This is a genomic window from Kitasatospora sp. NPDC048722 (assembly GCF_040650235.1).
Lineage (GTDB): Bacteria > Actinomycetota > Actinomycetes > Streptomycetales > Streptomycetaceae > Kitasatospora.
This window is the reverse complement of record NZ_JBEZGX010000047.1, coordinates 1-26,730: the sequence shown is the minus strand read 5'-3', so window position 1 is coordinate 26,730 and position 26,730 is coordinate 1. Positions and strand designations below refer to the sequence as shown.

Genomic DNA, 26,730 nt, shown 5'->3' with positions numbered 1-26,730 from the left:
GTTAAGGAGTCGTCATCGGCCCGCGTTAAGAAAACGTCATGGTGGTGGACGTCTTGGCGCCGTCGGGGGCGCGCCGGGCCGGGGAACGCGCCCCGGCCCGGCGCCCGCAGGCGTTACGCCTGGTAACCGAGGACCGTCATCATGCCCGTCTCGGCGTGGTAGACGTTGTGGCAGTGGACCATCCACAGGCCCGGGTTGTCGGCGTCGAAGTCCACGGCGAGCGTCGTGCCGGGCAGCACGATCGCGGTGTCCTTGCGCGGGCCGCCGCCCGCCCGGCCGGCCCCGTCCGCCAGCGCGAAGGTGTGCCCGTGCAGGTGGACCGGGTGCCACATGTCCGTCGAGTTCCGGAACTCCAGCCGCACCCGCTCCCCCGCCGCCACCGGGTGGCGCTGCGAGGGGTCGTACCGGCGGCCGTCGAAGCCCCAGTCGGCCTTCGCCATGCCTCCGGTCAGCTCCAGCCGCACCGTCCGGTCCGGCGCCCTCGCGGGCAGCCGGACGCTCGCGTCGGCCGTGAGCTGCGCCGCGGTCACCAGTCGGCCGTCCAGCTCGGCCGGGCGCACCGAGGCGTCGGGCGCGGTGCCGCCGCCGGTGCGCAGCAGCGCGAGCGCGGAGGCGCCCTTGCCCTCGGCGAGGGCGGTGAGGGGGAAGACGCCGTCCTTGACGGTCACCAGGACGTCGTAGCGCTCGCCCATGCCGAGCAGGAGCGCCTGGGTGGCGGCCGGCTCGACCGGGAAGCCGTCGGTGTGGGTGACGGTCAGCTCGTGGCCGCCCAGGGCGACCCGGTAGGCGGTGTCGCCGCCCGCGTTGATCAGCCGGATCCGGACCCGGTCTCCGGGCTTGGCGGTGAAGGTCTCGGGCGCGGTCGCGAGGCGGCCGTTGACCAGGTGGAACGGGTACGCGACGTCGCCCGCGTCACCGCCGAGCAGGTCGCTGCGGGCACCCATGAGCATGCGCGAGGGGCCGGCCGTCCCCGCCGGGTCACGGCCCTCCGTCCCCGGCATGCCGTGCGCGCCCGTGCCCGCCATGTCGTGCCCGCCCATCCCTTTGGACAACTCGCCCAGGACGGCTTCGGGGGTGCTCCCGTCCACCCCGTCCACCCAGTCGTCCAGGACGACGACCCACTCCTCGTCGTAGGCCAGCGGTTCCTTCGGGTCGTCGACGATCAGCGGCGCGTACAGCCCGCGGTCCTGCTGGACGCCGGAGTGCGGGTGGAGCCAGTACGTACCCGGGCGGGTGAGCGCGAAGCGGTAGTCGAACGCGGCGCCGGCCCGGACCGGATCCTGCGTCACCCCCGGGACGCCGTCCATGTCGTTGCGCAGCGCGAGGCCGTGCCAGTGCAGCGAGGTCGGCTGCGGGAGGTGGTTGGCGAGGGTGAGCGCGAGCGTCTCGCCGGCGGTGGCGCGGACCTCGCGGCCGGGCAGCGCGTCGCCGTAGGCCCAGCTGCGGACGGTGCGCCCGCCGAGGTCGAGGGTGGTCGCGGTGGCGGTGAGCGCGACCTTGCGCTCCGCCCCGGGGCTGCGCCGCGCCTCGGCGGCGGCGACCTCGGGGCCGTCCGGACGGACGAAGCCGGCCGGCGCCGGAGCCGGCTTGCCGTGGTCCATGCCCTCCATGCCCTTCATGGAGTCCGAACAGGCGGCCAGGATCCCGCTCCCGGCAGCGGCGAGCGCCGCGCCGAGCACGGCGCGTCGAGAGGGTGTGCGCATGACGAAGTGCACCTCGTGTGTAGGTGTGGGTCGGTGGACGTGCGAGGCAACCGCCACACGCCTACTGACGCAGCACCGACACGTCGGCGAGGACCGACCTCCCGCCCCTGGGCGGCGGAAGCCCTCGGACGGCGGCCGGCGACAACGCCGGCACGGCAGCAGCCGCATCGCCGTCCCGCCGCAGCACGTACCCCCCGACGGCGAGCAGCACGAGCCCCCAACTCGCCGGCACGGCAAGGCAGACCGTCATCGGGTCCATCCCACCGGGCATCCCGGCGTCGGCCGTCACGTCGTGCACCTGGTGCACCCGGACGGCGACATGCTCCCCGCCGTGCCCACCCCCGTGCCCACCCACCGGATGCCCGAGCGTGTGCATGGTCAGCACCCCGAGCAGAAGGGCAGCGAGCAGCACCCCGCGCAGGACCCGGACCACCCCGCCGCCCCGCACCCCGCCCACCTCCGTTCCCGACATTACCCCCACAGGGTATACGCCTCGCCACCCTCGACCCCGAACCCACCCCTGAAGTCCGCCCCTTAGGGGCGTAGACACGCAGGCGGCCGGGCATGGCAGCTCGTAGAACCGACCAGTACGCCATGAGAAGGTGCCCCTCATGAAGGTGATCGATTTCGTCCTCAACATCCTGTGGTTGATCTTCTGTGGCATCTGGATGGCCATCGGCTACGTCATCGCCGGAATCATCTGCTGCGTACTGATCATCACCATCCCGTTCGGCATCGCCTCGTTCCGCATCGCCGGGTACGTCCTGTGGCCGTTCGGGCGGACGGTGGTCGAGCGGCGGGACGCCGGGGCGGCGTCGTGCGTCGGGAACGTGATCTGGCTGGTGTTCGCGGGGTGGTGGCTGGCGATCGCGCACTTCCTCACCAGCATCCCGCTGTTCCTGTCGATCATCGGGATCCCCTTCGGGTGGGCCAACCTCAAGATGATCCCGATCTCCCTCACCCCGCTCGGGCGCGAGATCGTCTCGACGGACCAGCGCTTCGCCGGCTGGTAGGAGAACGGGCGCGCGACGGCCGGCGAGGAGTGAAATCCTCGCCGGCCGTCGGCGTTCCTACAGGTCCAGGATGCGGACGGCCATCTCGCGCATCTCGACCTTGCGGATCTTGCCGGTGACGGTCATCGGGAACTCGTCGACGACGTGGACGTAGCGCGGGATCTTGAAGTGGGCCAGCCGGCCGGTGCAGTAGGCGCGGACGGCTTCGGGGGTGAGGGGTGCCGCACCCTCGCGCATGCGGATCCAGGCCATCAGCTCCTCGCCGTACTTGGGGTCGGGAACGCCGATCACCTGGACGTCGAGGACGTCGGGGTGGGTGTAGAGGAACTCCTCGATCTCGCGCGGGTAGAGGTTCTCGCCGCCGCGGATGACCATGTCCTTGATGCGGCCGGTGATGGCGAGGTAGCCGTCCTCGTCCATGACGGCGAGGTCGCCGGTGTGCATCCAGCGGGCGGCGTCGACGACCTCGGCGGTGCGTTCGGGCTCGCCCCAGTAGCCGAGCATGACGGAGTAGCCGCGGGTGCAGAGCTCGCCGGGTTCGCCGCGCGGGACGGTGCGGCCGGTGGCGGGGTCGATGACCTTGACCTCCAGGTGCGGGCCGACCCGGCCGACGGTGGAGACCCGGCGCTCGACGGAGTCGTCGGTGCGGGTCTGGGTGGAGACGGGCGAGGTCTCGGTCATGCCGTAGCAGATGGAGACCCCGGCCATGCCCATCCGGCCGATGACGTCCTTCATGACCTCGGTCGGGCAGGGGGCGCCGGCCATGATGCCGGTGCGCAGGCTGGAGAGGTCGTGGCGCTCGAAGTCGGGGTCGGCGAGCTCGGCGATGAACATCGTGGGCACCCCGTACAGGGAGGTGCAGCGTTCGGCGGCGACGGCGGCGAGGGTGGCGCCGGGCTCGAAGGAGGGGGCCGGAATGACCATGCAGGCGCCGTGGGAGGTGGCGGCGAGGTTGCCCATGACCATGCCGAAGCAGTGGTAGAAGGGCACCGGGATGCAGATCCGGTCCTGCTCGGTGTAGTCGAGCAACTCGCCGACGAAGTACCCGTTGTTGAGGATGTTGTGGTGCGACAGGGTCGCACCCTTGGGGAAACCGGTCGTGCCGGAGGTGTACTGGATGTTGATCGGGTCGTCCGGCGCCAGTTCGGCCCGGCGGGCGGCGAGGGGAGCGGGATCGGCCCCGCGGCCGACGGCCAGCAGGTCGTCCCAGGCTGCGCTCCCGGTGAGCACGACGCGCTCCAACTCCCGGCAGCGCGGACGGACTTCGTCGATCATCGCCGCGTAGTCCGAGGTCTTGAAGGACGGTGCCGCCACCAGCAGCCGGATCCCGGCCTGGTTGAGCACGTACTCCAGCTCGTGCGAACGGTAGGCCGGGTTGACGGTCACCAGGATCGCGCCGAGCTTGGCGGTGGCGTACTGGGTGAGCGTCCATTCGGCGCAGTTGGGGGCCCAGATGCCGACCCGGTCGCCCTTGGCGATGCCGAGGGCGAGGAGGCCGAGGGCCAGCGCGTCGACGTCGGCGGCGAGTTCGGCGTACGTCCAGCGGCGGGCGGTGGCGCGGTCCACCAGGGCGTCGCGGCCGGGGAAGGCACGGACCGCGCGGTCGAGGTTCTCGCCGATCGTGTCGCCGAGCAGCGGCACGTCCGCGGTGCCGGATGAGTAGCTGCGACTTGTCGGCGTGGTCCGCACGTGCTGCCTCCTGGCTGGGGATCGCGAGGGTCGGGGACCATGGTCCCGATCCCGCACCCCCGGCGCCACCCCCGTTCGGGGGTGGCGCCGGCACCCGGCACGGCGAAGGGCCGTCCGCCGGAGTCGACGGACGGCCCCGGGGCCGTTGTCAGGCGTTGATGCAGGTGTTGCCGAACGCCGGGTTCAGGATCGAGATCACGCCGATCGAGTTGCCGCAGACGTTGGCTTCGACGTTCACCGGGATCTGGATCTGGTTGCCGGACAGCACACCCGGCGAACCGAACGCGACACCGTTGGCGGTGGCGTCGCCGGCCGCAGCGGTGCCCGCCCCGGCCAGGACGCACATCGCGGCGAGGGCGGTGGCGGCGAGGGTGGTGCGAATACGCATTGCGTCACTCCTTGTGAGGGTGGCGAAAAACCGTGTGACGATCACACTCGCCCCCGATCTCACTCGATCCGATGCCCGAAATGCCGGTATTGCTCGCTACGAGGGCGTGTCGTCCGGCCACGTTACGTCACCGCTGCCCAGGCCCACGCAGGCGCGCGGGATCATCGGCCCGTCGCCCCGCCGGGACAGCACCGTCAGCGCGCCGACCTGCGCGGACAGGCTGCCGAGCCGGGCCGCGCACTCGGCGGCGAGCTCCTTCGGGTGCTGGGTGCGGCCGAGCGACAGGTGCGGCGTGAAGCCGCCGGCGTGGCCGCGGCAGCGCGGGAAGCACTCCAGGAGGTCCGCGTACAGCCGGGCCCAGGGGGCGGGCCCGGCGGCGGCCGGATCGAGCCAGACGGTCGCGTACGCGCGGTGCCGGAAGCTGCGCACCCCGCTCAGTCGGGCCGGGAACGGCGGGGTGCGGGCCGCGGCGGCGGAGAGCAACGGGACGGCGCGGGCGAATTCACTCTCCGGGACGAATCCGAAGAGCACGTTGACGTGCGGCGGCCAGCGCCGGACCTGCGGGTCGTGCACCAGCCGGATCGCCTGGACGGCCGGCCACAGCTCGGGCGGCGGCAGCCAGGCGACGGCCGTGCGCGGCGTCGGCGGGAGGTCCATCAAGGCCGGGACGGCGGCAGCCGTCGGGGACTCCCCCGGGGCCGCCGCCGCGCCGTCCGCCCTGCCGTCCATGGGGCCAGGCTACGCACCCAGCCGCGCCTCCACCGCGTCCAGCAGCTCCCGGGCCGGGCGCAGGCCCGGCTCGGCCTGCAAGGCCCGGCGCAGGAGCACGCGCGCCGTGGGGTCGTCGCCCTCGCGGACGGCGTCGAGCGCCTCGTTGTAGTCGATCCGGCCCGCGTAGCGCAGCCGGACCAGGGCGACCAGGTCCTCCCGGCAGGACGGGCAGCGCAGGCTCTCCGGGTCCGCCGGGACGGCGCACTGCGGGCAGGGCACCTCGATCGGCGGGACCGCGTCGTCGGGGTTCATCGGGGACCGGCCTCCTCGGGGCGCACCGGGCCGAGCGACTCCGGCGTCGGGTCGTTGCCCAGCTCCCGCTGCGCCTGGGCGTACAGCACCAGGAGCGCGGAGTTGTGCCGGTTGGCGGCCTCCATGTTGGCGGACTCGACGGCCGCGTCCAGGCCGCGCAGCTCGGCGATGATCTGCTGGGCGAGGCCGGGCGAGACCAGGTTCTGGCTCACGTAGACGTTGCACATGGTGAGCATGCGGAAGGTGTGCCCGAGCGAGTCGCACAGCTCGTCGGCGCGCTGGGCGGCGCGCATCGCGCCCTCCCAGTCGGCCGCCTCGCGGCGCAGCCGCAGGTCGGCGGCGACCGCGCGCAGGCGGTCGAGGTCGCTCGGGTCGAGGTGCTTCTCGCAGTAGTGGATGAACAGGCTCAGGTACGCCTCCGAACCGCGCACCCAGCGCTGGGCCTTGAGCTGGCGCTGGGCCCGCTCCAGGGCCTCGTCGACCGAGCGGCCGCGGGTCTGGCCGGCCGCGAGGTCGTCGAGGGTGTCCATGAGGCGCTGGGCCTCGCGGAGTTCGGCCTCGGTGAGCTCGCCGCCCCAGCGGTCGGTGAAGGTCTCGATCTGCCGCTGCTGCTCCTCCACCTGGACCTTCAACTCGGGGTCGAGGGTGACCCGTTCGAGTTTGACGGTCTTCTCGCCGCCGCCCTGGATGCGCACCGACAGGGTGATGGTGCGGTCCCGGTCGAGGCCGAAGGAGACCTCCACGGGGGTGCGTCCGCCGAGACCGGCGGGCAGGCGGAGGGTGAGGTGGCCGATCAGCTCGTTCTGCTGGGCGATCTCGTGTTCGCCCTCGTAGACGGCGACTTCGAGGCGCTGGCGGCCGCTGCCGGAGACGACGAACTCCCGGCTGACCGGTGAACTGGTGGGGTAGCTGGTGTTCTTGGGGATGATGACGGCGAGCCGGCCGTCGTTGAGCTCGATGCCGAGGTTCTTCGGGGTGATGTCGAACGGGTTGGTGACCTGCATCAACTCGCCGCAGCCGGGGCAGACTTCGCTGCCGGGCGGATTGACCACCCCGCAGGAGGAGCAGCGCAGGCCGACGTCCTCGGCGGCGCTGGAGGCGACCCTGGTCTGCCCGGGGGCGGCCGAGTTGAGTGGTTCGCCGCACAGTTCGCAGGCGGTGACACCCGGGACGGCCGGGGTGCCGCAACGCGGGCAGTTGTCGCTGTGGGCGACGGTGGGCGCCTGCGACGGTGGCGCCACGACGCCCGAACCGTCCAGCGCCTGGCTGCACTTGGGGCAGGCGGAGGCGGCGGCGTCGACCGGGACGTGACAGGTGGGGCAGGACACCCGAGGGCCGCCGAGCAGCGAGGTGGCGCAGTTGGCGCAGGCCGAGGCGGAGAGGTCGCCGGGCGCCCGGCACTCGGGGCACTCGACCTCGCCGACCAGCGCGGACTGCACGGCCGCGCCGAGTGCGACGCACTGCATCGGGTTGACGCCGCGGCGGATCCGGCGCGGCCCGAAGACCTCGCCCAGGCGCCGCGCCACCAGCGGGATCGCGGTGGAGCCGCCGACCAGCACGACCTCGTCGATGTCCCCGACGGTGAGGTTGGCCTGCATGATGGCCTTGTGGGTCAGCTCGATGGTGCGCTCGATGTGGCCCTCGATGAGCTCCTCGAAGCGGGTGCGCTCGAACTCCGTCTCCAGCACCAGCTGGCCGGCGCCGAGGCCGGGGAGGATGACCTCGGAGGACTCCTGGTGGGAGAGCTCGATCTTGACCGTCTCGGCGGTGGAGGCGATCTTCGGGCGGTCGCGCAGGTCGGGCTGGTAGTCCGCGCCGTACTCCTCGCGGATGTCGTCGAGCAGCGCGGTGGTGATCGCCCGGTCGAAGTCGTCGCCGCCGAGCAGGTTGTCGCCCTCGATGCCGAGCACCGAGACCGAGCCGGGCACCAGCAGCAGGATCGAGATGTCGAACGTGCCGCCGCCGAGGTCGTAGACCAGGACGGTGCGGCCCTCGTCGCCCGCCTCCGAGGTGATCCCGTAGGCGAGGGCGGCGGCGGTCGGCTCGTTGATGATCCGCAGCACGTGCAGGCCGGCCATCCGGCCCGCCTCCTGGGTGGCCGCGACCTGCCGCTCGCCGAAGTACGCCGGGACGGTGATGACGGCCCGGTGGAACGGCTCGCCGAAGCGCTGCTCGGCGTCCTCCTTGAGGCGGTGCAGGATGATCGCGGAGATCTCGATCGGGGTGTAGGAACGGCCGTTGAACCAGACGTTGACGTCGCCGTCGGTGCCGGCCGTGACCTTGTAGTCGACCTCCTTGAGGGCCGCCTGGACCTGCGGGTCCTTGAACTTGCGGCCCATGAAGCGCTTGACCGAGCGGATCACGTTCGCGCCGTCGATCGCGGTGCGGCTGCGCGCGGTGGAGCCGACCAGCAGTTCGCCCTTGCGGCCGGTGCCGACGACGGAGGGCGTGGCCTCCTGGTTCTGCCGGTTGAAGACGATCTCCGGCTCGCCCCGGCGCAGGTGGGCCACCACCGAGTTGGTGGTGCCCAGGTCGATGCCGAGTGTGCGGTACATGGCGTTCCCCTCTAGTTCTTTTTCCGCTTGCGGCGCGTACCGGAGCCCGTGCGGGCCCGCCGGGGCCTGGTGGGCGGCGTCTTCGGGCGACCGGGGCCCGCCGGCGCGGCGGAGTCCGGCGCGACTTCCGGTGCAGGTTCGGCGTCCTCGAAGGTGGCGCCCTCCGGCTCGACGGTGCCCTCCGGCTCGACGGCGTCCTCGGGCTCGACGGCGTCCTCGGGCTTCGGCTCCGGGGCGAGCACCGCCTCCACGTACCCGGCGCCGAGCTCGTACACGGAATCCGCCTCCGCCTCCGGCTCGGACTCCGGCGCAGCGACCACGACCTGGGCCCGGCGCAGCACCTCGTCCCCCCAGAAGAACCCGGTGACGACCGTCTGCACGACCGTCTCCGGCGCCACCCCCGGCCGCGGCTCGGTGCCGACGATCTCGGCCAGCACCGGGTCCGCCGTCAGCCCTTCGAGCCGCATCGGCCGCACCCCGGCCCTGGCCAGCCGCCCCAGCAGGCGCCGTCGGGTCGCCTCGATCCCGGCGCCCCGGCCGAGGTGGACGAGCTCCGGGTCGAGGCCCAGCGAGGCGAGCGCGTCGTCCACCTCGACGAGCGCGCCGAGCAGTTCCTGCTGCGCGGCCCGGGCGGCCTGCGCCTCCTCCTCGCGCTTGCGCGTCAGCATCGAGGCGCGGAACAGCAGCTGGGTGAAGCTCTGCCCCAGGTCGAGCGCCCGGGCGCGCTCCGGCACCGGCAGCGGCGCCGGCGACTGCCCGGGCACGGCGGCCGGAACCGACGCGGGCAGGGGCGCGGACGGTTCGGGGCTCGGGGCGTGGTGGGTGGTCATTCGGGGACCTCGATCTGCGGCAGCACGGACAGGTCCGCGGCGAAGCGGGCGGGGACGGGTGGTTCGGAGGCGGTGCCGGGCGGGGTGGGTTCGGCGAAGTCGGCGGCCAGCTCGGCCCGGTGGAGCGCCAGGAAGGAGGCGGCGGGCGGCGGCTGGGGCCGCTCGACGACGAGCAGCGGTTCGGCGAGGGCCGGTGCCAGCAGCCCCGCGGCGCGGTCGACCGGCTCCGGCGGGAGCGGCTGCTGGAGGTCCAGTTCCAGGCGCTTGTCCGGGTTGCGCAGCCGTTCGGCTGCCAGCTGCACCTGCTGGCGGGTGTGGCGACCGGACTTCATCGCCGGGCCGACGGCGAGGAGGATCTCGCGCGCACTGGCGGTCGGCGGGACGCCCAGGATCTCGTACGGCGACGGTTCTTCCAGTGGCATGGCGCGGGTTGCTCTCCTTCGACCGCGGCCCGGGACCGCGGTGTGGACGACGGCCGGGTCAGTACAGCGAGTTGATCTTCCGCTGGAGGGCGCGCAGCTCCGCGTCCTGCGGGTTGTGCTCGACGGCCTGCTTGATCAGCTGCCGGGCCTCCCGGTAGGCACGGGCATTGGCCCTGGCCACCGCGTGGGCGCTGAGGACGATCCCGAGCTCGGTGTGCAGCTTCGCCGTGTCCTCGGCCGAGCCGGACAGCCGCAGCGCCTCCTCCAGCAGCCGGACGGCCTCGGGGTAGCGCCTCGCCTCGTACTGCTCGACGGCCTCGCTGCGCCACACGGTGACGGCCAGCTTGCGGACGTCGGCGGCCTGGCCGTCGTACTCCATCGCCGCGCGCAGCATCGCGGCGCGCTCGGCGAAGGGGCGGTCCTGGAGGGTGTCCAGCATGTGGTTGGCCAGCATGACGGCGACCCGGCGCGGGGCCTCCGCCTCGGGCCGGCCGGTGAACTCCGGGTCGGCGCGCAGGGCTTCGCCCATCCGCGACACCGCCACCGCGCTGCCGCCGGCCAGGGCCGCGGTGAGCGCGAGGCGGCGCAGTGCGAAGGCGAGGCCGAGCCGGTGGTCCGGGTCGGGGTCGAGGTCGATCAGCTCGCGCCACAGCTCCACGGCCGCTTCCAGGTCGCGGGCCGGGGCGTCCGGTTGGGTGAGCTGGTTGGCCCGGTTGCCGAGCGCGGCGGCGAGGAACTGCCGGGCGGTCTGGTCGCCGGGGTTGAGGGTGAGGCTCTTGCGCAGCAGGGTGAGGGCGCGGGGGTAGTCCTTGGTCTCGTTGTTGATCTTCCGGGCCCACTGGGCGTAGGTGGCGCCGAGATCGCTGCGCACCTCGGCGTGCTCGGGGGCCAGCGCCAGGGCGCGTTCGAGGAGTTCGGCCGCGCCCTGCTGGTCGTCGTCGCTGCTCTTGAGCAGGGCGCGGGCCGCGCGCAGGCCGGACTCGGCGGCGATGCCGGGCGCGTCGGCGGGGAGTGCGGCCCCGGGGACGGCGTGGGCGCGGGTGAGGCAGTCGAGGGCCTCGCGCCAGTTCTGGTTGCGGTGGTGCCCGCGGGCCTCGTCGACCAGGGTCTCCACCAGCAGGCCGCGCCAGGCATCGTCGCGCTGCGCCTCGGGGACGGCGTCCAGCGCCTCGACGGCGGCGGACTGGAAGCCCTGGATGAGGAGGTAGCGCTGCGGGCCGAGGGGTCCGAACAGGTCGAGCGCCTGGTCGAGCGGGTGCGGCTCGGGGCGGGACGCGCGCTTCCAGCCCTGCACGGCCCGGTCGAACTGTTCTCCCCACCAAGGGAGTTCGGGAGCGGCACGGAGGAGCCCGGTCAGCGTCGGGCCGTGCGCGAGGTGGCCGGCGGTGGCCCGCCCGGGCCGGCGGACCGTCAGATCCGCCTGGGCGAAGGCGTCGGCGCAGTGCGCCTCCATGGCGAGGCGGAGCGTCCAGCTCGCCGCGTCCTCGCCGGTGCGTCCCTCGGACTCGTCGAGCGCGCGCAGGTCGACGCGCAGCCGTTCGACGAGCGCGGCGCGGGCGGCGGCGACGCGCGGCGGCTCGGCCGGGCGGCCGGTGATCCGGGCGGACTCGGCCCACAGGGCGGGCAGGTGCAGGGCGGCGGCCAGGCAGCCGATCGTCCAGCGCCAGACCTGCGGGTCGGCGGTCCCGCCCTCCGGACCGGGCGCGGTCGCCAGGCGGTACCCGGCGAGGCCGAGGGCGTGCAGCAGGCGGGCGTCGGTCGGGTCGGCGAGCAGCAGCGCGTGGTAGGCGTGCCAGGCTTCCCGGAGGCGGCCCTCCAGGGCGTGCCGGTGGGCCTCGTGCTCGGCCAGCATGCCCAGGGTGGCGGCGGCCTGCGGGTGCCCCGGCGACAGCCGCAGGACCTCGCGGAGGTCGCCGGCGGCCGCACCGGGCTCGCCCGCGTCGAGGCGGTCCGCCGCGCGGCGGACCAGGACGGCGGCGCGCTCCCGGGCGGCCGTCTCCGGAAGCTCGGCCAACGCCTCGTCCAGCCGCCCGAGTTCGGCGCGGAGCAGGGCGAGGTCGAGCCGGACGGGCGCGGCGGGGGCGCCGTCGCCGAACGCGTCGGCCCAGGCGGCGAGCACCGGCTCGGCCTGCTCGGGCACACCGGCGCGGCGAGCGCAGTCCAGGACGGCCCGCAGGGCGGGGCCGGCACAGCGGACGCAGCGCGGGGAGGCGGCGTCGGCGGGCCGGTGGAGGTGCGCGTCGCACGCCTCCCGTCCGCAGCCGCCGCACGCACCGGTGGCGGGGGCCCCGCAGACGGGGCAGTCGGCGGGAGGGGCGGGGACCGGTTCGACCGCGGGTGCGGGCACGGGGGCGGCCGGGGTCGGCGAGGTGCCCGCGACCGGGCCCGTGGCGTACGGGTTCGGCGCGGCACCCGGTGCCGGGCCGTCGGCTCCGACCTGGCCGGTGACGTACGGATTCGGCAAGACGCCCGGCACCGCGCCCGAAGGGGCAGCGGCGGCGGCCGGAACGGGACGCGGCGCAGGCGCCGACAGGAAGTGCCGGTGCCACTCCAGCGCCGTCGCCCAGTTCCCGGCGCGCTCGGCGAGGGCCGCGCGCAGGCGGGCGACGGCCGGGTCGCCCGCCGGGTCGGGGTCCAGCGGCGCGAGCAGGGCGACCGTCTGCACCGGGCGGCCGGCCAGGAGCGCCGTGACGGCCAGGTGGTAGCGGTCGCGCGGGCCCGCGTGGGCGTCGAGCAGGCCGGGCAGGGCCTCCGTCGCTCCCCCGGCCAGGGCGAGCGCGGCCCGCAGCCGTCCCTGCCGGGCGCCGACCGCGCCCGGCAGGCCGTCCGCGAGGGCGAGCGCCTCGGCCGCGCGCGTCCGCGCCTCGGGGCGGTCGCGGCCGGTGACGAGCAGGTGGGCCGCCTCGCGCAGCGCGGCCTCGCGCAGGGCGGGCCGGTAGCCGGGCGCGTGCGGGTCGTCGTCGGCCGCCCGCTGCCACAGCTCGCGCGCCGCCGTCGGGTCGGTGGCAAGGCTCCGCCGGGCCAGCCGGTCGCGGACGACGGCGAGCCACGTGCGCAGGTCGTCGTCGCGCAGCCGCTCGAAGGCGGCCAGCGCGCTCGCCAGGTCGCCGGAGCGAACGCCGGCGAGGCCGTGGTGGAAGGCGGCGATCCGCCCCCACCGGGAGTCGTCGCCCGCCTCGGCGCGCAGCAGCGGCTCGGCCTCGGCGGTCCGTCCGGCGGCGAGCAGGGCGGCGCCGAGCCGGACGCGGGCCGGGCGCCAGCCGGGATCCAGCTCAAGACCGGCGCGGTAGTCGGCGGCGGCCTCGGCGGCGCGGGCGGCCCGCTCGTGGACCAGGGCCAGGCCGAACCGGGCCGGGGCGAAGGCGGGCTGGGCGGCGAGCGCGGCGGTGAACTGCTCCTCGGCCTGGTCGTCGGCGCCGAGCAGCAGCGCGAGGCGGCCGAGCGCGTAGCGGGGACGGGGGTCCCAGGAGGCCTCGCCGGCGGCGGCCTGGAGATCGGCCCAGGCGACGTCGGTCTCCCCGAGCCGCTGCCGGGCCAGGCCGCGGAACAGCAGGCTCTCGGCGCGCAGGACGGGCCCGCGGGACCACCGGTACGCCTCGCCCGGCGCGCGCCGCAGTGCCTCGTCGAAGGCGGCCACGGCGGGCGCGTCCCGGTGCAGGGCGAAGAGCTGCGCGCCCCAGCGGAACCACAGTTCGCCCCCGCCGCCCGGCGCGGCCGACGCGAGCAGGGCCTCGGCCTCCTCGGCGCGCTCGGTGCCGCGCAGGACGGCCGCCCGGGCCAGCACCGGCCAGTCCCGGCCGGGCAGGGCGGCGAGGACCTCCGCGGTGGCGCTGTCGCGCTGCTCGGGCGGGCCGTCGTGGCACAGGCGCTGGACCCAGTCCAGGGCGCGGGCCGCCGCCTGGGCCTCGGCGCCCGGCTCGGCGCCGCCGGCCGTCGCCCGCAGGAAGGCGAGCACCGGAGCGAGGGAGCCGGCCGGCGCCGACATCCGCTCCTCGGCGAGGCGTTGCAGGCTCCACCTGGGCAACTGCCGGGCCGGGTCGGCGAGCAGCGGGAAGGCCTCGTGGTGCAGGGCCAGGGCGGCCTGCGGGTCACCGCCGGCGACGGTGGCCTCGGCCTGGCCGAGCAGGGCGAGGCCGCGCTGCTCCGAGAGCGCCCCGGGCGCCCCTGCGAGCCGACCGGCCACCTTCGCGTAACGCCGTCTGGCCTGCTGCGGCTTGCCGGCCGCGAGCCGCTCGGCCGCCCCGGCCAGGGCCTTCGCCACCGCCTGCGGGTCGAGCGACCGCCTGCGGCGGACCACCAGGACGCCCGCCACAGCGGCCAGTGCCACCACGATCAGCACCACCGCGAGCTGCGCCATGCACCGTCCCCCTGTGCTCCCCGACCGCCCCCGCCATGATCAAATAAGCATGTTCGATCATGAGTTGACGCTATTTCATGATGTTGCTCGGCGAGCATCAGGATAGGCCCTCGGCGGGGCCGCCGAACAGGAACGAGCACTATCCTGGGCACCGCGAGCAGCCGGGCCGCCGTCGGCGGCCCGGCGTCAGGCAGCAGACGGGGGTGGCGTGTCCGAGTCGCGTTGGGTGCCCGGGCTCCGGTTCGGGCCGGAGTTCGACCCCGAGCAGTACGAGCTCCTCGAATTCCACCACCGGGGCGGGGAGGCCGAGGTGTGGCGGGCCGTTCGTACCGGCCACAACGGGCGCAAGGAACTCGTCGCCGCCAAGATCATGCTCGAACGGGACCCCTCCGAGGTCCGCCGCTGGCTCGGCCGCTGGGACGACGTCTCGCACAACGCCCACCGCCTGGGCATCACCGACCTCGTCGTGCCGAGCTTCCTCCTCGGCCCCTCCCCTCACCGGCCCGGCGCCGCACCCACCGGCGGGCTGCTCGCCTACCAGATCTCCCCCTGGGTCGACGGCGTCCCGCTGCACACCTGGGCCCGCGCCAACCGGGCCGGGCCCTCGGCGGCGGCCGACGTGCTCGCGCGACTGTGCCGCATCGTCGACGAACTGCACCGCAAGCGCTGGGTGCACCGCGACATCTCCCCCGCCAACGTCCTCGTCGACGCGGGCGGCCAGGTCAAGCTCATCGACCTCACCTTCCTCGCACCGCTCGACCACACCCTCACCGTCGCCGTGTTCACCCCGGGGCACGTGCCGCCCGAGGCCGAACAGGTCGGCGGCTTCCCGACCACCGCCAAGGACCTGTTCGCCGTCGGCACCCTGGCCCGCGCCCTCCTGCTGCCCGACCACGGCCGCCTCGACCACCGGCTGGCCGTGGAACAGGCCCGCGCCGAACTCCTCGCCGCCGGCTACGGCGAGGAACTCGCGGACTGGGCGTGCGAACCGCTCGCCCGCGACCCCGACCGGCGCCCGGCCCCGCTCGGCCCCTGGGCCGCCCGCGGACGCGAACTGCTGCGCGCGCACCGACCGCGGCCCCGCACGACCGGCCTGGCCGTCCTCCCGGACGCGGGCGGCGCCCCACTGGTCGCCGCCGCGCGGGCGGACGGAGGCGTCCTGCTGGCGGGCACCCAAGGGCTCGCGCCCGGACAGGGACCGGAAGCCGTACGGGAGTTGGTGTGCGCACGGGCCGGACTCCGCGGTGAACCCGTCCTGTGCGCCGAGGACGGCACCGGCACCCTGTGGGTCGGCACCACGACCGGCTGGTGGGAGGCCGCACGCGGCGTCACCGGCCTCGCGGGCGGCGTCGACGCCACCGGCGAACTGACCGTCTGGACGGCCGCCGGCGGCGCGTTGCACTCCTTCCGCTGGGCCCCCGGGCGCACCCTCACCGGCCGCGAACTGCCCGCTTGCCCCGCCGACCGGGTCCTCGCCGCCGTCGAGGAGCGGCCCGGCGCGTGGCTCGTCCTCGTCGAGCACGGGGACCGCGCCCTGTGGTGGCGCACCGGCACCGGCGCCGCCCCCGCTCCGCTCGGCCCGCCCGGACCGCTCCGCGCCGCCGCCCTCGCCCGCACCTCGGCGGGACCGCAGGCCGCCACGCTGCGCGCCGACGGCTCCGTCCAGCTGCACACCCTCGGCGCCGCCGGCCGCGCCCCCGAGGTCGGCGACGGCGAGCCCGCCCACGCCCTCGCCCTGGCCGGCCACCGCGGCGGGCCGACGCTCGCCCTGGCCGGCGAGGGCGGCGTCCGCCTGCGCACGGCCACCCCCGCCCGCCACCCGCGCTGGTGGCGCCCCACCCTGCGCCCGGCGACCCGGGTCGCGCTGGCCGTCGGGGACGACTGGCGGCTGTGCCTGGCGGCCGTGGTCGAGGGCGAGCTGCAGTGCTGGCAGGAGGACGCGGCCTACCGCTGGCAGGCGGTGGCGCTGCCGCCTCAGTGACTCCCGCGGGCGGCGGGTGCGACCGGGAGCCCTTCCGGTGGTGCGCCGACCTGCCCGGGCGGGCTTGTCAGGCCTGGTCCGGGAGTGCGTGGACCGGGCCCTCGACGCTGACGTAGGCCTCGCCCCGGGGCCAGGGGTGGGGGGTGTAGGCGATCAACGTGGACGGGAGTGCCTCGGATTCGGGGCGCAGCTCGATGCGGTGGTCGTGGCCCCGGAAGTCGGTCGCCACCACGTGGGCGCGGACGGCGCCCGGCACCGGGTCGGGGTTCAGGCGGAGTTGGTGCGGGCGTACCAGGGCCAGCGCCCCAGCGGCGAGCGGGACGGGCTCGGCCAGGGGCAGGGAGCCGAACGGGGTGCGGGTGGCCGGGACGAGGTTGGTCTCGCCCAGCACGCGCGCCACGGCGGCGTCGGCCGGGCGGTGGTACAGCGCTTCGGGCGGGCCCGCCTGGGCGATGCGGCCGTCACGCAGCACCGCGACGGTGTCGGCGAAGGCCAGTGCCTCGTCCTGGTCGTGGGTGACCAGGATCGCCGTCGTCCCGGCCTTCCGCAGGGTCGCCGCGACCTCACGCCGCAACTCGGCCCGCAGCGCGGCGTCCAGGGCCGCGAACGGCTCGTCGAGCAGGAGCAACCCCGGGCGCGGGGCCAGCGCCCGCGCAAGAGCCACGCGCTGCTGCTGGCCTCCCGAGAGCTGGTGGGGGCGGCGGTCGGCCAGCCCGGGCAGACCGACCAGCTCCAGCAACTCGGCGACCCGCGCCCGCCGTTCCGCTCGCGGCAGCCCGAAGCCGATGTTGCCGGCCACCGTCAGGTGCGGGAACAGCGCGCCGTCCTGCGGGACGAGGCCGATGTTGCGGCGCTCGGCGGCGACGCGGCGGCGCCCGTCGTCCAGCGTCCGCCCGTGCAGCACGACGCTGCCCGAGGCGGCCGGGTGGAAGCCCGCCACGACCCGTAGCAGGGTCGACTTGCCGCAGCCGGACGGCCCGAGGACGCAGGCGAGGGCGCCCTCCTCCACGCTCAGGTCGATGCCGGAGAGCACCGGGCTGCGCCCGTGGGTGGCGTGCAGATCGACGACGGACAGTCCGGTCATGAGTTCTTCCCTGGGCGGCCGAGGGTGCGGTGGGTCAGCAGGAGGACGGACGGGACGGACAGCGCGACCATGAGGGCCGCGTACGGCGCCGCGGCCCCGTACGCGAGTCCGCTGGTGTACACCCAGAACTGGGTGGCCAGGGTCTGGGTACCGGTGGGGCGCAGCAGCAGGGTCGCGGTCAGCTCGGTGGACGCGGTGAGGCCGACCATCGCGACGGCCGCGCCGAGTCCGGGCAGGACGAGCGGCAGGGTGACGCGCGCGAGCACGGCGAGCGGCCGGGTGCCGAGTGAGCGGGCGGCCTCCTCGACGCCGGGCGGCACCTGGGCGAGGGCGGCGCGGACGGCGGTGAGGGCGAGCGGGAAGAACAGCACGACGTACCCGGCGACGAGCATCGGCGGCTGCTGGTACAGGGGTTGGGCGTAGCGGACGGCGAAGTACACGACCGACAGGGCGACCGCGATGCCGGGCAGCGCCCGGGTGAGGTACGCGACGCGCTCCACGAGCATCGAGGGCCGGCTGCCGCGCCGCCACGCGTACAGGGCGACCGGCACGGCCGCCGCGGTGGCGACGAGGGCGGCGCCGAGCGCGTACCCGAGGGTGGCGAGGGTCGCCCCGACCACCGACGCGGAGGGCAGCGTCGTCGAACTGCCCTTCACCAGCCAGTACCCGAGCGCGTACACCGGCACGCCGAGCGCGACCCCGACGAGCGCCGCGAGGCCGGCCAGCGCCGGCGCCGTCCACCGGCCGAGGCGCACCGGCCGCGCGGTGCGGGCGACGGCACCGTGCCGGGTGACGCGGGCGTTCCGTCCGGCCCAGGCCTCCAGACCGACGAGCAGCAGCGCGAGCGCCACCAGCACGAGGGTGAGCAGGGAGGCGGAGGCGGCGTCGAAGCCGAGCTTGTACTGGGTGAACACGGCGGTGGCGAAGGTGGTGTAGCGCAGCATGGCGAACGCGCCGTACTCGCCGAGCAGGTAGAGCGAGGTGAGCAGGACTCCGCCGGCCAGGGCGGGCCGGGTGAGCGGGAGGGTGACGCGCCACAGGGTGGCGAGGCGGCCGCGGCCGAGCGAGCGGGAGACCTCCTCCGCGGCGGCGTCGCCGTGCCGCAGGGCGGCCGCGACGGGCAGGAACACGAGCGGGTAGAGCGAGCAGGTCATCACGAGCACCGCGCCCCAGTAGCCGTGCACGGAGCGGAACAGCGAGACCCAGGAGTAGCCGCGGACGAACTCCGGCACGGCGAGCGGCAGGGCGAGCGCGACGGTCCAGGCGCGGCGGCCCGGCAGGGTGGTGCGTTCGACCAGGTAGGCGGCGGCGAAGCCGAGCACGGCGGTGAGCAGCGTGACGGCGGCGGCCAGGGTGACGGTGTGCCACAGCAGCGTCGCGATCAACGGGCGGCCGAGGAGGCGCCGGGCCTGGTCCCACCCGCCCTGCGCGGCCTGGGCGACGACGAAGCCGAGCGGCGAGGCGACGACGGCGACGACGGCCACCGCAACGGGCGCGAGCAGGCCGGCGGTGGTCAGCGCGGACGGGCCGGTGGCCCGCCACCGCCGGAGCGGGGACGGGCCGTCGGCACGAGCGGGTGCGGTCACTGGAGCAGACCGGCGTCCTGGAGCAGCGACAGCGCCTGCTTGCCGTCGCCGAGCTGGGCCGGGTCGGCGACGGTGCCGATGCCGTCCAGGGCGGGCAGTTCGGGCTTGCCCCGGACGCCGGTGACGAGCGGGTACTCGTAGCTCGCGGAGTCGGCGATGACGGTCTGCGCCGGGGCGCTCGCGAGGTAGGCGAGGAGGGCCTGGGCGGCGGCCTGGTGCTTGCCGCTCTTCAGCACGGCGGCGCCGGAGACGTCGACGAGGGAGCCCGGGTCGCCCTTGGGGAAGTAGTGCAGGGTGCCGTGGGTGCCGCCCGCGCCCTTCTCGTCGCGCATCCGGTAGAAGTAGTAGTGGTCGATGACGCCGCCCTCGACCTCGCCGCTGTTGATCGCGGCGGAGAGGGTCTCGTTGCTGTCGTAGACCTTGGCGTTGTCCTTGAGGCCCTTGAGCCACTGCCTGGCGGCGTCCTCGCCCTTGGCCTTGATGACCTGGGTGACGACGGGGGCGAAGTCGGTCTCGCCGGGGGCGATGCCGAGCCGGCCCTTCCACTCGGGCTTGGCGAGGTCCAGGACGGAGGCGGGCGGCGCGGTGTCGGCGCCCTTGCCGGTGGCCGCCAGGAAGGCGGCGGTGCGGGCCGAGACGCCGACCCAGTCGCCCTTCGGCGAACTGTCCGCGGCCGGGACCGACGTGAGGGTGTCGGCGGCGACCGGGGCCAGCAGACCCTTGTCGTCGAGGACGGTCAGGGCGGGCGGGTTCTCGGCGTAGAAGACGTCCGCCGGGGAGGCGGCGCCCTCCTGGAGGATCTGGTTGGCGAGCTCGGCCTCGTCGCCGGAGCGCAGCTCGACCTTGATCCCGGTGCGCTTGGTGAAGTCGTCGGTCAGCGCCTTGACGGTCTGCTCGTGCTGACCGCTGTAGAGGGTGACGCTCTGGCCCGCGAGGGCCGTGCCGGAGGGAGCGGGAGAGCCGTCGGTGCCACTGGAGCCGGAGCCGGCGCACGCCGTGAGGGCGAGGGCGCAGGCGGCGACGAGGGACAGGGCCGCGAGGGGCCGGACGGGTCCGGGCATGGTGAGGGTCCTCCGAGGTGGCGGGGGTTTCGGCCGCACGCACGCCTCCACGGCCCGGTCCGGGCCGTCGGGACGCTGGCTGCGGCGGCCTGACGGCACGAGAACCTAGGGCAGGGAAGGCTTGCCTAACAAGTTTCGGAGCGTCACATCTCGACCCGGTCTCGCGCGGGTCGCGCTTCGGTGGACAAACCGCCAAGGCCGGGCAAACCGGCCTTCAAGCGCAGGTCAGAGCGGGGGTGTACGACCGATCACCAGTCGGGGCGCCTGGGGGTGGCTACTTTGCGTGACTGACAGCCGGTCGTACCGGGACGGTCCGGCGCCACCAAAGGGCCCCGGAACCAGGAGGTTCCGGGGCCCTTGCGACCAGCGGTCGCGCGGATCAACGGAAGCGGCGGAGCCGGAGGCTGTTGCCGACCACGAAGACCGAGGAGAAGGCCATCGCCGCGCCCGCGATCATCGGGTTGAGCATCCCGGCCGCCGCGAGCGGCAGGGCGGCGACGTTGTAGCCGAAGGCCCAGAACAGGTTGCCCTTGATCGTCGCCAGGGTCCGGCGGGAGAGCCGGATCGCGTCGGCGGCGGCCATCAGGTCCCCGCGGACCAGGGTCAGGTCGCCGGCCTCGATCGCGGCGTCGGTGCCGGTGCCCATCGCCAGGCCCAGGTCGGCCCGGGCCAGCGCGGCCGCGTCGTTGACACCGTCGCCGACCATCGCGACGACCTTGCCCTCGGCCTGGAGCCGCTTGACGGTGTCCACCTTGTCCTGCGGCATGACCTCGGCGATCACGTGCTCCGGCGCTATCCCGACCTCGGCGGCGACGGCCTCGGCCACCGCCCGGTTGTCACCGGTGAGCAGCACCGGGGTCAGGCCCAGGCGGCGCAGTTCGGCGATGGCGGCCGCGCTGGTCGGCTTGACCGCGTCGGCGACCTCCAGGACGGCCCGCGCCTGCCCGTCCCAGCCGACCGCGATCGCGGTCCGCCCGGCCGCCTCGGCGGCCCGCTTGGCCGCGGCGAGGCGCTCGGGCAGGTACTGGGCCCACTCGTTGAGCAGCGCCTCCCGGCCGGCGACCACGGCGTGGCCGTCGACGACGCCCTGGACGCCGAGGCCGGGGACGTTCTCGAAGCCCTCGACCGGCGGCAGTTCGCCCTCCTTCGCGGCGGCGGTGGCCACCGCCCGGGCGATCGGGTGCTCGGAGGCGTGTTCCAGTGCGCCGGCCAGGCGCAGGGCCTCGGCCTCGGTGACGCCGTCGGCGGTGTGCACGGCGAGCAGGGCCATCCGGCCGGTGGTGACGGTGCCGGTCTTGTCCAGGACGATGGTGTCGACCTTGCGGGTGGACTCCAGCACCTCCGGGCCCTTGATCAGCACGCCGAGCTGGGCGCCGCGTCCGGTGCCGACGAGCAGCGCGGTCGGGGTGGCCAGGCCCAGGGCGCACGGGCAGGCGATGATCAGCACGGCGACGGCCGCGGTGAACGCCGCGGTCCAGCCCTCGCCGGTGCCGAGCCAGTAGCCGAGGGTCGCGATCGCGAGGGTGATCACGATCGGCACGAAGACCGCCGAGATCCGGTCGGCGAGGCGCTGCGCGGCGGCCTTGCCGTTCTGGGCGTCCTCCACCAGCTCGGCCATGCGGGAGAGCTGGGTGTCCGCGCCGACCCTGGTGGCCTCGACGACGAGGCGGCCGCCCGCGTTGACGGTGGCACCGGTGACGGCGTCGCCGGCGGCGACCTCCACCGGGACGGACTCGCCGGTGAGCATCGACGCGTCGACGGCGGACGCGCCCTCGACCACGACACCGTCGGTGGCGATCTTCTCACCGGGACGGACCACGAACCGGTCCCCCACCGCGAGTTCGGCGATCGGGACCCGCGCCTCGCGGCCGGCTCGGAGCACCGTGACGTCCTTCGCCCCGAGCTCCAGCAGCGCCTTGAGCGCCGCCCCGGCCGTGCGCTTCGAGCGGGCCTCGAAGTAGCGGCCGGCCAGGATGAAGGCGGTGACGCCGGCCGCCGCCTCCAGGTAGATGTTGCCCGCACCGTCGCTGCGGCCGATGGTCAGCTCGAAGCCGTGCCGCATGCCCGGCATGCCGGCCGTGCCGAAGAACAGCGCCCACAGCGACCACAGGAACGCGGCACCGGTGCCGAGCGAGACCAGGGTGTCCATCGTCGCGGCGCCGTGCCGGGCGTTGGTGAACGCGGCCCGGTGGAACGGCCACGCGGCGTACGTGACCACCGGGGCCGCGAGGGTCAGCGACAGCCACTGCCAGTCGTCGAACTGGAGGGCCGGCACCATCGCCATCGCGATCACCGGGACGGCCAGCGCCACCGCGGTGATCAGCCGCTGGCGCAGGGGGGCCAGCTCGTCGGCCTCGCCGGCCCGTTCGGCCCCTTCACCGGCGGGGCCGGTGGCGGCCGGGGGCTTCGGGAGGGCGGCGGTGTAGCCGGTCGCCTCGACGGTGGCGATCAGGTCGGCGACCTCGACCGCGCCCCCGAAGCTGACCTTCGCCTTCTCGGTGGCGTAGTTGACGCTCGCCGAGACCCCGTCCATCCGGTTGAGCTTCTTCTCGATCCGCGCGGCGCACGATGCGCACGTCATGCCGCCGATCGAGAGTTCCACCTCCGTGGAGGCGGGTGCCTGCGTGCTCATCGTTGCTCCTCGCGTCCGTGGCGCTGCTGTGTCGGTACCCGGGAGGGGTATCCAGTGACGCCGGGGCGGCGCCGGATTCCTTTATACCCCTGGGGGGTACCTGTCGCAAGGCTTCGCCGGATACCCCCCGCAGGTATTTTCCGATCGGCGGAACACCTTGACTCGATACCCTAGGGGGGTATTAACTGGCGACGTCGAGGAGAACGGCGCCGGGCCCCGGCGTCCATCCCGAGTCGTCCCGAGGAGAGCGTCATGAACACCGCCCTGAAGATCGCCGTCTTCACCACCGGCCTCGCCACCGCCTTCGGCCTCGCGTACGGGGTCGGCCACGCCACCGGGACCGGCACCGCCACCGACACCACCGCCGATCACACCGGGCACGGGGGCGTCGTCGCCGCTGCCCCTGCCCAGGACGGGCACACCGGGCACGAGGGACACGAGGGACACGACGGGGACGGTGGCCGGCCACCCGGCGGGCTCCAGATCTCGGACCGCGGCTACACCCTCAGCCTCGACAACGCCTTCGCCACCGCCGGCACCCCCACCGACCTGCGCTTCCGCATCCTCGGCGCGGACGGCCGGCCCGTCACCGACTACCAGGCGCAGCACGAGAAGGAACTCCACCTGATCGTCGCCCCGCGCGACCTCTCGACCTTCCAGCACCTCCACCCCACCCGCGCCGCCGACGGCACCTGGAGCGCCCGGGCCGACCTGCCCGCCGCCGGCGAGTACCGCGTCCTCGCCGACTTCACCCCCGCCGGCGCGGCCGAGGGCCTCACCCTCGGCGCGGACCTGCACGCCGCGGGCGACCTGCGCCCGGCCCCGCTCCCGGACACCGGCCGCACCGTGACCGTCGACGGCTACACCGTCACCCTCGGCGGCGACCTCACTCCCGGCCGGGCCGGCCGCCTCACGCTGAACGTCAGCAGGGACGGGCGGCCCGTCACCGACCTCCAGCCGTACCTCGGCGCCTACGGACACCTCGTCGCCCTCCGGGCCGGCGACCTCGCCTACCTCCACGTCCACCCGGAGAGCACGGCCCCGGGGCCGGAGATCGCGTTCGACGCCACCGCGCCGAGCGTGGGCAGCTACCGCGTGTTCCTGGACTTCAAGCACCAGGACACCGTCCGAACGGCCGCCTTCACGGTGACGGCCGACGGCACGGGCGGCGAGGCCGAGGTGACTCCGGCCGAGGTGACTCCGGCCGAGGCGCCTGCGACCGAGGCCGCCGCCCCGCACCAGCACCAGCACTGACCACGACCCGCCCCGGAGGAAACCGGGGAGGGGTATCGCCGAGCCCGGTCCCGTGCCGGGAAACACCGACAGGAGCACACCCATGAGCAAGACCGCCGTCACCATCGAGCCCGCCTCTGCCGAGCCGGCCGCCGCCTCCTCCTGCTGCGGATCGTGCGGCACCGGCGCCGCGGCCACCCCCGCCTCCGCCGTCGAAGCCGCGGGCCACGCGGTCTTCCAGGTGCAGGGCATGACCTGCGGCCACTGCGTGTCGTCCGTGACCGCCGAGCTGAAGAAGATCGAAGGCGTCACCGAGGTCGCCGTGGACCTCGCCACCGGCCGCGTCGCCGTCGACGCCACCGCGCCGCTCGCCGACGAGGCCGTCGCCGCCGCGATCGACGAGGCCGGCTACGACCTCGTCGGCCGCCTCGACGGCTGACGACCGGCACCCGCCCCGCGCCACGACCCGTCTGCCCGGACGGACGGCACGCCGTCCGTCCGGGCCCGGGTCTCCCCTGTCTCCCCCGGACGCGACGCCGTCACCGAGGGCGGCCGGGCAGCCGACACCGAGATCAGGGAAGCCCCGGTCTCACCCCGGTCTCACCTCTCACCCCTCACCCCGGTCTCACCGGGGGAGCTTCACCGCGGTCGCCGTCATCGCCAGCCAGCCCGTGGTGATCAGTGCGACCGCCACCGCGAGCGGCAGGTGGACGGCACCGAAGAACAGGTCGAACATCCACCCCGCGAAGAAGAACGGCACCAGGCCGACGAGCCCGAGCCATCGGACGTCCTCATCCACCCCCGAGAGGCCGGCCACCACCATGCCGGTTCCCACGGCGATCAGCAGCGCGAGCGCCGCCAGGAGGCCGAACCGGAAGCGGGGGCACACCGACTTGTGGCCCCGGTACTCGACTTCGGCGACATCGCCCCTCCAGACCTTCAGCAGCACGTACGTGCCGACGTCCGCGTCGTCGTAGAACGCCACGCCGACCTCGTAGTCCTTGCCCCCGGGATCCGACTCACGCGCCACCGTGAGGTTGTGGGTGGTCGAGTCCCCGCTGCGGCCCACCCACCGGTCCGTCACCCGGCCGCTCTCCAGCCGCACGCAGGCCGACCCCGCAGGCGGGTTGCCGGTGCTGCAGACGGGGGCGCGGGCATACGCACCCACGTCCTGGTTCACGGCGACGGTCCGCGCGATGCCGATCCCGACGGCACACAGGCCGATCACGAGGAGCACCCCGCGCGCCAGCGCCACGAGAGCCGTCAGCCATGCCCGCCGCGGCCGTGCGTCCCTCACGTCCCCCACCGCCCTCGCCACCCCCTGCTCCCCCTCGGGATGATGCCAAACAACCGGCATCCCGGGGCCGGAACGCCGAACTCCCCGGCCCTCCCCCCGTTACCTTCTTCGTGGCCCTGAAATGGGGCTCCTGGCCTCCGGGTCCGGCATGACTGTTGCCCCCTGTCGATGACATGACCTGGGGGGTGGTGTCACCGGGCCCGGAGCACCGTGTGACCGCTGATGAGAGGCCTGACCGGCACCCGGCCGAGCGCAATGCCCGGCCGCTGACGGGTGCCGGGTCTGCGTAACGTGGATGCGCGCGAACGGTGCCGACGGGCGAGGCCGGGACGGTGAACGACCCTCGGGGGGTTCGGTGTTCGACACGAGTGACATCGCGGTCTTCCTCGGCCTGGACGTCGGCAAAGGCGACCACCACGGCCACGGCCTGACCACAGCGGGAAAGACCGTGTTCGACAAGCGGCTGCCCAACAGCGAACCGAAACTGCGGGCCGTCTTCGACAAGCTCACCGCCAAGTTCGGCCGCGTCCTGGTGATCGTCGACCAGCCGGCCTCGATCGGCGCACTGCCGCTCGCCGTGGCCCGTGACGCCGGCTGCGAGGTCGCCTACCTGCCCGGCCTGGCCATGCGGCGCATCGCCGACCTCTACCCCGGCGAGGCCAAGACCGACGCCCGCGACGCCCACGTGATCGCGGACGCCGCCCGCACCATGCCCCACACCCTGCGCGCCCTCGAACTCGCCGACGAAACCGCAGCCCAGCTCACCGTCCTGACCGGCTTCGACCAGGACCTCGCCGCCGAGGCCACCCGCACCAGCAACCGCCTGCGCGGCCTGCTCACCCAGTTCCACCCCTCCCTCGAACGCGTCCTCGGCCCGCGCCTGGACCACCCCGCCGTCACCCACCTGCTCGAACAGCACGGCTCACCAGCCGCCCTGCGCAAAGCCGGCCGACGAAAACTCGTGACCCTGATACGGCCCAAGGCCCCGCGCATGGCCGAACGCCTGGTCGACGAGATCTTCGACGCGCTCGACGAGCAGACCGTCGTCGTCCCCGGCACCACCACCCTGGACGTCGTGGTGCCCTCCCTGGCCCGCTCGCTCACCGCCGTCCACGAACAACGACGCGCCGTCGAAGCCCAGATCGGCGAACTGCTGGAGGCCCACCCTCTTTCGAAGGTCCTGACCTCGATGCCCGAAGTCGGAGTCAGGACCGCCGCCACCCTTCTGGTCACCATCGGCGACGGCACCAGCTTCCCCACCGCCGCCCACCTGGCCTCCTACGCCGGCCTCGCCCCGGCGACGAAGTCCTCCGGGTCCTCCATCCACGGTGAACACGCCCCGAGGACCGGCAACCGGCTTCTGAAACGAGCCATGTTCCTCTCCGCGTTCGCGGCCCTCCACGACCCCGACTCCCGGGCCTACTACGACCGGCAACGCGCCCGCGGCAAGACCCACACCCAGGCCCTTCTCCGCCTCGCCCGCCAACGCATCAGCGTCCTGTTCGCCATGCTCCGAGACAGCACCTTCTACGAGACCCGCACCCCCAAAGCCCTGCCCGCATGACCCGATCGACCTTGACGAAGGACATAGAGGCACCCCCCCAGGGGTCCCGCACCCTTCGGCACGACCACAGTGGAGCCGATCCGGCACCTGAGGTGCACGGACGCCGTCCGGCGCGGCGGCCGTGATCGGACTCGGCGCACTCGGCGCACTGGCCGCCCTCGCCGTCCCGCCACTGAACGGCCTGCGGGAGGGCCGGCACGCCGAGGAGTCCGCCGATGGTGCGTATTCGGTCGCGATCAAGGGGTGGTCTTGGTGAGGTTTTTGATCCAGATCACCGAGGCGCGCAGGCGGAGGCCGGCGAGGTGGCTCGCA

General features: G+C 74.6%; 20 protein-coding genes. 5 read left to right on the top strand and 15 right to left on the bottom strand.

Features of this window, described 5'->3' with window-relative positions; translation table 11 throughout:
- Positions 1-113 precede the first annotated feature (113 nt).
- Both AB0C76_RS29470 and AB0C76_RS29465 read right to left on the bottom strand, forming a co-directional pair.
- Positions 114-1,703, bottom strand: coding sequence for a multicopper oxidase family protein (locus tag AB0C76_RS29470; protein ID WP_359971409.1), 1,590 nt, complete (start codon positions 1,701-1,703; stop codon positions 114-116).
- A gap of 61 nt (positions 1,704-1,764) precedes the next feature.
- Positions 1,765-2,175, bottom strand: a complete 411-nt coding sequence (locus AB0C76_RS29465) for a DUF6153 family protein (protein ID WP_359971407.1) — start codon at positions 2,173-2,175, stop codon at positions 1,765-1,767.
- A gap of 139 nt (positions 2,176-2,314) precedes the next feature.
- Between AB0C76_RS29465 and AB0C76_RS29460 the strand changes: the two genes are divergently transcribed.
- Positions 2,315-2,716 (top strand): YccF domain-containing protein, encoded by a 402-nt coding sequence (locus AB0C76_RS29460; RefSeq protein WP_359971405.1) that lies wholly within the window; start codon positions 2,315-2,317, stop codon positions 2,714-2,716.
- Between the two features lie 57 nt (positions 2,717-2,773).
- Here AB0C76_RS29460 and AB0C76_RS29455 read toward each other — a convergent pair whose 3' ends face one another.
- The 8 genes from AB0C76_RS29455 to AB0C76_RS29420 form a co-directional block, all read right to left on the bottom strand.
- Positions 2,774-4,405 (bottom strand): AMP-binding protein, encoded by a 1,632-nt coding sequence (locus AB0C76_RS29455; RefSeq protein WP_359971403.1) that lies wholly within the window; start codon positions 4,403-4,405, stop codon positions 2,774-2,776.
- A gap of 148 nt (positions 4,406-4,553) precedes the next feature.
- Positions 4,554-4,793 (bottom strand): chaplin, encoded by a 240-nt coding sequence (locus AB0C76_RS29450; RefSeq protein ID WP_359971401.1) that lies wholly within the window; start codon positions 4,791-4,793, stop codon positions 4,554-4,556.
- 96 nt (positions 4,794-4,889) lie between these two features.
- Entirely contained in the window at positions 4,890-5,522 is a 633-nt protein-coding gene (locus tag AB0C76_RS29445; protein ID WP_359971399.1) for a 2'-5' RNA ligase family protein, read from the bottom strand.
- A 9-nt stretch (positions 5,523-5,531) separates the two neighbouring features.
- Complete coding sequence (locus tag AB0C76_RS29440) at positions 5,532-5,816, bottom strand: hypothetical protein (RefSeq protein WP_359971397.1); 285 nt, start codon at positions 5,814-5,816, stop codon at positions 5,532-5,534.
- Positions 5,813-8,371 carry an Hsp70 family protein gene (locus AB0C76_RS29435; protein ID WP_359971396.1) on the bottom strand — a complete coding sequence of 853 codons (2,559 nt, stop codon included), beginning with the start codon at positions 8,369-8,371 and terminating at the stop codon, positions 5,813-5,815. The genes AB0C76_RS29440 and AB0C76_RS29435 overlap by 4 nt, the downstream gene beginning before the upstream one ends.
- An 11-nt stretch (positions 8,372-8,382) precedes the next feature.
- A complete protein-coding gene (grpE, locus tag AB0C76_RS29430; RefSeq protein ID WP_359971394.1) occupies positions 8,383-9,201 on the bottom strand; it encodes a nucleotide exchange factor GrpE in 819 nt (272 codons plus the stop codon).
- The gene (locus AB0C76_RS29425) at positions 9,198-9,623 is read right to left on the bottom strand and encodes a hypothetical protein (RefSeq protein ID WP_359971392.1); all 426 of its coding nucleotides are present in this window, start codon (positions 9,621-9,623) and stop codon (positions 9,198-9,200) included. Before AB0C76_RS29425 ends, grpE begins: the two co-directional genes overlap by 4 nt.
- Positions 9,624-9,681: 58 nt before the next feature.
- Complete coding sequence (locus AB0C76_RS29420; RefSeq protein WP_359971390.1) at positions 9,682-13,980, bottom strand: hypothetical protein; 4,299 nt, start codon at positions 13,978-13,980, stop codon at positions 9,682-9,684.
- A 208-nt stretch (positions 13,981-14,188) separates the two neighbouring features.
- Between AB0C76_RS29420 and AB0C76_RS29415 the strand changes: the two genes are divergently transcribed.
- The gene (locus tag AB0C76_RS29415) at positions 14,189-15,961 is read left to right on the top strand and encodes a hypothetical protein (protein ID WP_359971388.1); all 1,773 of its coding nucleotides are present in this window, start codon (positions 14,189-14,191) and stop codon (positions 15,959-15,961) included.
- 67 nt (positions 15,962-16,028) lie between these two features.
- On the opposite strand, the gene AB0C76_RS29410 is transcribed toward AB0C76_RS29415, so the two are convergent.
- The 4 genes from AB0C76_RS29410 to AB0C76_RS29395 all read right to left on the bottom strand — a co-directional run bounded on the left by AB0C76_RS29410 (position 16,029) and on the right by AB0C76_RS29395 (position 22,324).
- Positions 16,029-17,045: an ABC transporter ATP-binding protein gene (locus AB0C76_RS29410; protein ID WP_359971386.1), complete on the bottom strand. Its 1,017-nt coding sequence runs from the start codon at positions 17,043-17,045 to the stop codon at positions 16,029-16,031.
- Positions 17,042-18,631: an iron ABC transporter permease gene (locus AB0C76_RS29405; protein ID WP_359971384.1), complete on the bottom strand. Its 1,590-nt coding sequence runs from the start codon at positions 18,629-18,631 to the stop codon at positions 17,042-17,044. The genes AB0C76_RS29410 and AB0C76_RS29405 overlap by 4 nt, the downstream gene beginning before the upstream one ends.
- Entirely contained in the window at positions 18,628-19,692 is a 1,065-nt protein-coding gene (locus AB0C76_RS29400; RefSeq protein WP_359971383.1) for an extracellular solute-binding protein, read from the bottom strand. The genes AB0C76_RS29405 and AB0C76_RS29400 overlap by 4 nt, the downstream gene beginning before the upstream one ends.
- A gap of 379 nt (positions 19,693-20,071) precedes the next feature.
- The gene (locus AB0C76_RS29395) at positions 20,072-22,324 is read right to left on the bottom strand and encodes a heavy metal translocating P-type ATPase (RefSeq protein ID WP_359971381.1); all 2,253 of its coding nucleotides are present in this window, start codon (positions 22,322-22,324) and stop codon (positions 20,072-20,074) included.
- A 252-nt stretch (positions 22,325-22,576) separates the two neighbouring features.
- Between AB0C76_RS29395 and AB0C76_RS29390 the strand changes: the two genes are divergently transcribed.
- Positions 22,577-23,578, top strand: a complete 1,002-nt coding sequence (locus AB0C76_RS29390) for a hypothetical protein (protein WP_359971379.1) — start codon at positions 22,577-22,579, stop codon at positions 23,576-23,578.
- Between the two features lie 82 nt (positions 23,579-23,660).
- A complete protein-coding gene (locus AB0C76_RS29385; RefSeq protein WP_359971377.1) occupies positions 23,661-23,996 on the top strand; it encodes a cation transporter in 336 nt (111 codons plus the stop codon).
- A 186-nt stretch (positions 23,997-24,182) separates the two neighbouring features.
- Here the strand turns inward: AB0C76_RS29385 and AB0C76_RS29380 are convergent, their stop codons facing one another.
- Complete coding sequence (locus tag AB0C76_RS29380) at positions 24,183-24,854, bottom strand: hypothetical protein (protein WP_359971375.1); 672 nt, start codon at positions 24,852-24,854, stop codon at positions 24,183-24,185.
- Positions 24,855-25,209: 355 nt separating this feature from the next.
- Here AB0C76_RS29380 and AB0C76_RS29375 point away from each other — a divergent pair, with 355 nt between their 5' ends.
- A complete protein-coding gene (locus AB0C76_RS29375) occupies positions 25,210-26,418 on the top strand; it encodes an IS110 family transposase (protein WP_359971373.1) in 1,209 nt (402 codons plus the stop codon).
- The last annotated feature ends 312 nt before the right edge of the window (positions 26,419-26,730 follow it).

Coding starts and splice junctions, on each gene's coding strand:
- AB0C76_RS29470 (WP_359971409.1), bottom strand. CDS start 1,703: ATGCGCACACCCTCTCGACGCGCCGTGCTCGGCGCGGCGCTCGCCGCT.
- AB0C76_RS29465 (WP_359971407.1), bottom strand. CDS start 2,175: ATGTCGGGAACGGAGGTGGGCGGGGTGCGGGGCGGCGGGGTGGTCCGG.
- AB0C76_RS29460 (WP_359971405.1), top strand. CDS start 2,315: ATGAAGGTGATCGATTTCGTCCTCAACATCCTGTGGTTGATCTTCTGT.
- AB0C76_RS29450 (WP_359971401.1), bottom strand. CDS start 4,793: ATGCGTATTCGCACCACCCTCGCCGCCACCGCCCTCGCCGCGATGTGC.
- AB0C76_RS29445 (WP_359971399.1), bottom strand. CDS start 5,522: ATGGACGGCAGGGCGGACGGCGCGGCGGCGGCCCCGGGGGAGTCCCCG.
- AB0C76_RS29440 (WP_359971397.1), bottom strand. CDS start 5,816: ATGAACCCCGACGACGCGGTCCCGCCGATCGAGGTGCCCTGCCCGCAG.
- AB0C76_RS29435 (WP_359971396.1), bottom strand. CDS start 8,371: ATGTACCGCACACTCGGCATCGACCTGGGCACCACCAACTCGGTGGTG.
- grpE (WP_359971394.1), bottom strand. CDS start 9,201: ATGACCACCCACCACGCCCCGAGCCCCGAACCGTCCGCGCCCCTGCCC.
- AB0C76_RS29425 (WP_359971392.1), bottom strand. CDS start 9,623: ATGCCACTGGAAGAACCGTCGCCGTACGAGATCCTGGGCGTCCCGCCG.
- AB0C76_RS29420 (WP_359971390.1), bottom strand. CDS start 13,980: ATGGCGCAGCTCGCGGTGGTGCTGATCGTGGTGGCACTGGCCGCTGTG.
- AB0C76_RS29410 (WP_359971386.1), bottom strand. CDS start 17,045: ATGACCGGACTGTCCGTCGTCGATCTGCACGCCACCCACGGGCGCAGC.
- AB0C76_RS29400 (WP_359971383.1), bottom strand. CDS start 19,692: ATGCCCGGACCCGTCCGGCCCCTCGCGGCCCTGTCCCTCGTCGCCGCC.
- AB0C76_RS29395 (WP_359971381.1), bottom strand. CDS start 22,324: ATGAGCACGCAGGCACCCGCCTCCACGGAGGTGGAACTCTCGATCGGC.
- AB0C76_RS29390 (WP_359971379.1), top strand. CDS start 22,577: ATGAACACCGCCCTGAAGATCGCCGTCTTCACCACCGGCCTCGCCACC.
- AB0C76_RS29385 (WP_359971377.1), top strand. CDS start 23,661: ATGAGCAAGACCGCCGTCACCATCGAGCCCGCCTCTGCCGAGCCGGCC.